The following is a 6,661-nucleotide window of genomic DNA, read 5'->3' as shown; positions in this document are numbered from 1 at the left end:
ACCGCGGCCGAGGTGGCCGCGCTGGCCGAGTACGCCGTCGCCGGCGTGCTGGAGGCCGACCCGCCGCGGCCGGCCAGCCACCCCCGGCGGCCGCGCACCCACACGGCCGCCGGGCCGGTCAGCCCTCGGACACCTGCCCCGAGCTGACCACCAGCCGGCGGGTGACCGCCACGGTGTCGAGCATGCGGCGGTCGTGGGTGACCAGCAGCAGCGTGCCGGGGTAGTCGGCCAGCGCCTGCTCCAGCTGCTCGATCGCCGGCAGGTCCAGGTGGTTGGTCGGCTCGTCGAGCACCAGCACGTTGACCCCGCGGGCCTGCAGCAGGGCCAGCGCCGCCCGGGTGCGCTCCCCCGGGCTCAGCGACGCCACCGGGCGCAGCACGTGGTCGGCGCGCAGGCCGAACTTGGCCAGCAGGGTGCGCACCTCGGCGTCGGGCAGGTCGGGCACCTGCGCACCGAAGGCCGCGGCCAGGGTGGCGTCCCCGGCGAAGCTGCGCCGGGCCTGGTCCACCTCGCCCAGGTGCACCCCCGACCCCAGCGACGCCGACCCCTCGGCCAGCTCCGCCCGGCCCAGCAACGCGGCCAGCAGGGTGGACTTGCCGGCCCCGTTCGCGCCGGTGATGGCCACCCGGTCGCCCCAGTCGACCTGCAGGTCCACCGGGCCCAGGGAGAAGCCACCGTGCCGGACGACGGCGCCGCGCAGCGTGGCCACGACCGCGCCGGCGCGGGGGGCGGCGGCGATCTCCATCCGCAGCTCCCACTCCTTGCGCGGCTCCTCGACCACGTCCAGGCGCTCGATCATCCGCTGGGTCTGCTTGGCCTTGGCCGCCTGCTTCTCCGACGAGGCCCGTTGCGCGGCCCTGATGTGCTTGTCGCCGTCCTTGCTCTTCTTGATGGAGTCCCGGACGCCCTTGGCCATCCAGTTCTTCTGCATCCGCGCCCGCGCCTCCAGCGAGGCCTTCGTGCCGGCGTACTCCTCGTACTCCTCGCGGGCGTGCCGGCGGTCGACCTCCCGCTCGGCCAGGTAGGCCTCGTAACCGCCGTCGTGCACCCGCACCAGTTGCTGGGCCAGGTCCAGCTCGACCACCCGGGTGACCGTGCGGGCCAGGAAGTCGCGGTCGTGGCTGACCAGCACGACCCCGGTGCGCAGGCCGGCCACGAAGGCCTCCAGCTGGTCCAGCCCGGCCAGGTCCAGGTCGTTGGTCGGCTCGTCGAGCAGCAGCACGTCGTAGCGGGACAGCAGCAGCGCGGCCAGTCCCACCCGCGCGGTCTGCCCGCCCGAGAGACCGGTCATCGGCGCACCCGGCGCCACCCCCGGCGCCACGGTCGCCAGCACCTCGTCGGCCCGCTCCTCGAGGTCCGCGCCGCCGAGGGCCAGCCAGCGCTCCAGGGCGTCGGCGTACCCGTCGTCCGGCTCGCCGGCGCTCAGCGCGGCCAGCGCGTCGTCCATGACCTGCTGGGCGTCGGCGACACCGGTGCGGCGGGCCAGCGCACCCAGCACGGTCTCGCCGTCCCGGCGCTCGTGCTCCTGCGGCAGGTAGCCGACCGTCGCGGTGGGCGGGGACAGGCTGATGCCGCCCTGCTCGGCGGGCAGCAGCCCGGCCAGCGTGCGCAGCAGGGTGGACTTGCCGGCGCCGTTCACCCCGACCAGCCCGACGACGTCCCCCGGCGCCACCACCAGGTCCAGGTCGGCGAACAGGACCTTCGTGCCGTGCCCCGCGGCGAGACCACGGGCGACCAGGGTTGCGCTCACGGGGTGCATTGTCCCGCTGCGCGCTCCCACCGCGGCCACGTGCCGCTCCCGGCGACGTGGAGCCCACCCGCCCCTCCTCGGGGAAGCCTTCGGCCCCCCGCTCGTCGGGGTCCCTACGGGTTGTGCCCGCTCCGACCCTCGCCGTCCCCGGCGACGTGGAGCCCACCCGCCCCTCCTCGGGGAGGCCTCCGGCCCCCCGCTCGTCGGGGTCCCCACCGGTCACCTCGTGCCCGTCGGGTCCCTAGTGGTTGCGCCCGTTCCGGCCCTCGCCGTCCCCGTCGTCCGTTCTGCCGCCGCCGAGGACGTCGTCGGCGTAGTCGTCGAGGAAGTCCTCGAAGGGGCCGGTGTCCTCGCCGGGCACGGGGACGCCGGGACGGCGGCGGACCAGCCAGGGCTGCAGGTGGTCGTAGCCGCGCACCGACACCCGGCGCAGCGGGCGCACCCGGTAGGCCCGCATCCCCCGCAGCTGCCGGGCCAGTTCCTGGTCCACCAGCAGCGTGCCCGGCCGGGCCAGCGACGTCAGCCGGCTGGCCAGGTTCACCACCGGCGAGTAGACGTCGCCCAGGCGGGTCAGCACCGTGCCGTGCGCAGCACCGGTGCGCAGCGGGGGGCGGTCCTCGGCGGCCCACTCCTCGGGCAGCTGCAGCCCGATCTCCACCGCGTCGACGGCGGAGGCGCAGGTGAACAGGATGCCGTCGCCGACGGTCTTCACCACCCGGCCGTGGTGCCGGGCGACGAGGTCGGCGGCCAGGCCCTCGAAGTCCTCGACCATCGCGCCGAGCTCCCGCCCGCCCATGCCCCGGCTGCGCGACGTGTAGCCTACCAGGTCGGCGAACCCCACCGACAGCTCGCGCCGGTCGGCCGCGGCGTCGGGTCCCGCGGCCAGCAACCGCTCGGCGTTGGCGGCCAGGTGCCGGCGCCACACGTAGTCCTGCACCTCGCGCATCAGCGGCAGCAGGGTCTGCGCGGCGGCGACGGCGTCCACCGGGTCGTCCGGGTGCTCGCCCAGCAGGGCGGCGAGCATGTCGGTCTGCCAGTCGGCCAGCCGGGACAGCGACTGGCCCATGGCCCGGGCGATCGAGGCCTCGGTGGCCAGGTCCACGAACCCGGAGTCGATCAGCCGGCCCAGGGTGCCCAGCGCCTCCACGTCGTCGTCGGTGAAGACCGCGTCGTCGTCGCCGACGTCGGCGAAGCCCAGTGCGCGCCACAGCCGCTGGGTGCGCTCGGGGTCCACGCCCGCGCGCCGGGCGACCTCCAGCCGGGTCCACCGGCGGGGCCCGCCCAGCAGCAGCCGGTCCATCGCCTCCCGGGCGCGGGTCGGGTCCGTCTGCGGGGCGTCGGTCGGGTCGCTCAGCGTGCGCCCCGGTCAGTCCGTGGTGTGCACGACGAGGACGTCGACCGACGAGCGGCGGGTGGCGTCGGCGGGCACGGAGCCCAGCAGCCGGCCCTTGATGCCGTTGAGCCCGCGGTTGCCGACGACGAGCAGGTCGGCCGACTCGCGCCGTACGACGTCCAGCAACGCCTCCACCGGCGACCCGACGACGGCGACCGTGCGCACCTCACCGGCGCCGGCCGCGGCGGCGCGCTCGTGGGCGGTGCGGACGGTCTCCTCGGCCGGGGAGGAGCCCATGACCTGGTAGGCCTCGTCCTTGAGCACCTCGGCCGCACCGCGGACCTCGCGGTCGTCGGGCTCGGTCGGCAGGTAGGCGCAGACGATGACCAGGGTGGCCCCGCAGGCACCCGCGAGAGCGGCGGCCCGGGCCACCGCGCGCAGCGAGGACCCGGAACCGTCGGTGCCGACGACGACGGTGCGGTAGGCAGTCACGGGCGGAACCTAGCGGACCCGGGCACGGCCCGCGCGCCAGATGTGTCACCAGGTAACAGGAACCCTCCGGAACCGGTCCGTGCGGTTGGATGGTTCCGCACGGGGGGCAACCCACCGAGGAGGCGTCATCAGCAGCTGCACCGCCGTCGACGACGGCCGGGTCGAGGTCCGCGGCCTCACCAAGACCTTCGGGTCGGTGACCGCGGTCGACTCGCTGAGCTTCACCGTCGAGCCCGGCCAGGTCACCGGCTTCCTGGGCCCCAACGGGGCCGGGAAGACCACCACGCTGCGGATGGCGCTGGCGCTGATCACCCCCGACCGCGGCACGACGACCTTCGGCGGCACCCCCTACGCCGCGCTCCCCCGGCCGGCCACCCGCGTCGGGGCGGTGCTGGAGACCGCCTTCCACCCCGGCCGCAGCGGCCGGGACCACCTGCGCGTGTACTGCCGTGCCGCGGGGCTGCCCGCCCGCCGCGCCGACGACGTCCTGGCCCAGGTCGGGCTGACCCCGGCCGGCCGGCGCAAGGCCGGCGGGTACTCCCTCGGCATGCGCCAGCGGCTGGGGCTGGGCACCGCCCTGCTCGGCGACCCGCGGGTGCTGGTCCTCGACGAGCCGGCCAACGGCCTGGACCCCGAGGGCATCCAGTGGCTGCGCGGGTTCCTCCGCCACCTCGCGCACGACGAGGGCCGCACCGTGCTGGTCTCCTCCCACCTGCTGGCCGAGGTCGAGCAGACCGCGGACCGGGTGGTGATCGTCGGCGCGGGCAGGCTGGTCCGCGAGGGCAGCCTGGCCGAGCTGCGCGCGGAGTCCGCGGGCACCGTGCTGGTGCGCACCCCCGCCGCCGACCAGCTGTCCGCCGCGCTCACCGGCGCCGGGGCCGCGGTGGAGCCGACCGGGCCCGACGCGCTGACGGTCACCGGCCTGACCACCGACCAGGTGGGCGCGCACGCCTTCGCCGCCGGCGTCGAGCTGCACGAGCTGCGCGCCCGCACCTCCGGCCTCGAGGAGGTCTACTTCCGGCTCACCAGCGGCGCCGAGCAGTACGCCGCCACCGGCGGGGGCACCCCGTGAACGGCGCGGTGGACCTGCTGCGGGCGGAGTGGACGAAGCTGCTCACCACCAAGGTGGGGTACTGGCTGGTCGCCGCCGGGGCGCTGATGGCCGCCGGGTTCACGGCGTTGTTCACCGCCTTCGCCGGGGACCAGGGCGGGCCGCAGGGGCAGGGCATCCCGGCCGTGGTCACCGAGGCCTACGGCGCCCTCGTCGCCACCGTCCCCGCCCAGGTGGTGGTCATCGCCGTCGTCCTCGGCGTCATCGGGACCACCCAGGAGTACCGGCACCGCACGGCCACGCCCACCTTCCTCGTCACCCCCCGCCGCGGGCGGGTCGTGGTGGCCAAGCTGGTCGCCTACGCCGTCGCCGGCCTGGTGCTCGCCCTGGCGGCGGTCGCCGCGACCGTGCTGGTGGCCACCGTCTACGGCGGCGCCCGCGGCGGGGCACCGGACTGGACCGGGGACACCCTGAGCACCCTGCTGCGCTCGGGCCTGGCCGTGGTCGTCTACGCCGTCATCGGCGTCGGCGTCGGCGCCCTGGTCCGCAACCAGGTGGGGGCCGTCGTCGGCTCGCTGGTCTACCTGTTCGTCGTCGAGCCGATCGTGGCCAGCGTGCCCGCGACCGCCGACGCCTACCGGTGGCTGCCCGGCGGGGCGCTGGCCGCGCTGACCGGCGACGGCCGCGGGACCGATCTGCTGGGCACCTGGCAGGGTGGCGTGCTCCTGCTCGGATACGGTCTGCTCGCCGCCGTGCTGGGCACCGTCCTGGCCGTGCGCCGCGACGTCGTCTGACCGCCCGCCCGAGACACCGCCACCGACGAACCAACGAGGTCCCCGCGATGCCCGAGCAGACACCCCCCAGCGGCCCGAGCACCGGCGAGCTGCGCGCCCTGCGGATGACCGCGCAGCGCCTGGCCGGCCTGGTCGCCGCCGGTGACACCGAGGCCGTCGTGGCCGCCGTGCAGGCCCAGCCCCACCTGCTCAGCGCCACCGTCGAGCACGCCGGCGACGACTGGACCGTGCTGCACCTGGCCGTCGCCACCGGCGACCTCGGCCTGGTCGACGCCCTGCTGGCCGCCGGGGCGCCGCTGGAGGCCACCAGCGACCACGGGCGGACCCCGCTGCACGTGGCGCTGGAGTCCGCCCCCGACCTGGTCGACCCGCTCCTGGAGCGCGGCGCCGAGCTGGACGGCGCCGCCGCGGCCTACCTGGGCGACAGCACCCGGCTGGCCGACCGGCTGGACACCGGGGAGTCCTCGGTGCACGACGACGCCGACGTCTCGCTGCTGGGCTGGGCGGCGCTGGGCGGGTCCGCCGACGCCGTGCGGCTGCTGCTGGACCGCGGTGCCCGGCCCGACGCGGGGGCCCTGCGGATGGCCGCCGGCGCCGCCCACCCCGAGGTGGTGGACCTGCTCCTCGCCGCCGGGGCCGACGTCGGCGACCGCGACCCCGACACCGGCCGCACCGCGCTGCACGCCGCCGTCGACGCACCGCCCGGCGAGGCCCGGCTGGCCGTGGTCCGCGCGCTGCTCGCCGCCGGCGCCGACGTGGAGTCGACCACCTCCGACGGCGCCAGCGCCGTCGACATCGCCCGGGTCGCCGCCGCCCGGGACCGGGCCGGTGACGACGGCGCCGCCGCCGCGCAGGACGACCTCGTGGACCTCCTCGAGAGCGCCGCCACCACCCGCTGACCCGCCAGCGGTCGACGGGTGACCCGGAGCACGTCGTCCGTGCCCCGTCGGCGCCCTCCCCCGGCTCCCGGGCCGGTACAGTCGGCAACCGGTCCAACGACGTCCGACGACGAAGAAGGCACTCGACCCCGTGTCAAGCGTGAACGCACCCCAGCCCTCCCCCACCACCGCCGCAGCCGGAGGGTTCGGCGCCAACGAGTGGCTGGTCGAGGAGATGTACCAGCAGTACCTCGCCGACCCGGGGAGCGTCGACCAGGCCTGGCACGACTTCTTCGACGACTACAAGCCGAGCGAGAACGGCGCCGCCGCACCGGCCGAGCAGCCGGCCCGGCAGCCCGCCGC

General features: G+C 76.5%; 7 protein-coding genes. 4 read left to right on the top strand and 3 right to left on the bottom strand.

The window, feature by feature from the left end; genetic code table 11:
• Positions 1-118 precede the first annotated feature (118 nt).
• The 3 genes from NH342_RS21220 to NH342_RS21210 all read right to left on the bottom strand — a co-directional run bounded on the left by NH342_RS21220 (position 119) and on the right by NH342_RS21210 (position 3,575).
• Positions 119-1,759 carry an ABC-F family ATP-binding cassette domain-containing protein gene (locus NH342_RS21220; RefSeq protein WP_253018066.1) on the bottom strand — a complete coding sequence of 547 codons (1,641 nt, stop codon included), beginning with the start codon at positions 1,757-1,759 and terminating at the stop codon, positions 119-121.
• Positions 1,760-1,991: 232 nt separating this feature from the next.
• Positions 1,992-3,050, bottom strand: a complete 1,059-nt coding sequence (locus NH342_RS21215) for an adenylate/guanylate cyclase domain-containing protein (protein WP_253018064.1) — start codon at positions 3,048-3,050, stop codon at positions 1,992-1,994.
• A gap of 66 nt (positions 3,051-3,116) precedes the next feature.
• Positions 3,117-3,575 carry a universal stress protein gene (locus tag NH342_RS21210; protein ID WP_253018062.1) on the bottom strand — a complete coding sequence of 153 codons (459 nt, stop codon included), beginning with the start codon at positions 3,573-3,575 and terminating at the stop codon, positions 3,117-3,119.
• A 196-nt stretch (positions 3,576-3,771) separates the two neighbouring features.
• On the opposite strand from NH342_RS21210, the gene NH342_RS21205 reads away from it, so the two are divergent.
• The 4 genes from NH342_RS21205 to NH342_RS21190 all read left to right on the top strand — a co-directional run.
• Entirely contained in the window at positions 3,772-4,647 is an 876-nt protein-coding gene (locus NH342_RS21205) for an ABC transporter ATP-binding protein (RefSeq protein WP_253018057.1), read from the top strand.
• A gap of 8 nt (positions 4,648-4,655) precedes the next feature.
• Positions 4,656-5,420, top strand: a complete 765-nt coding sequence (locus NH342_RS21200) for an ABC transporter permease (RefSeq protein ID WP_253018048.1) — start codon at positions 4,656-4,658, stop codon at positions 5,418-5,420.
• A gap of 47 nt (positions 5,421-5,467) precedes the next feature.
• Positions 5,468-6,319 carry an ankyrin repeat domain-containing protein gene (locus NH342_RS21195; RefSeq protein WP_253018046.1) on the top strand — a complete coding sequence of 284 codons (852 nt, stop codon included), beginning with the start codon at positions 5,468-5,470 and terminating at the stop codon, positions 6,317-6,319.
• Between the two features lie 139 nt (positions 6,320-6,458).
• Positions 6,459-6,661: hypothetical protein (locus tag NH342_RS21190; protein ID WP_253018044.1), on the top strand; the 203-nt coding region annotated here is incomplete at its 3' end.

The organism is Klenkia sp. PcliD-1-E (assembly GCF_024124375.1).
Lineage (GTDB): Bacteria > Actinomycetota > Actinomycetes > Mycobacteriales > Geodermatophilaceae > Klenkia.
This window is presented reverse-complemented; position numbering and strand designations above follow the sequence as displayed.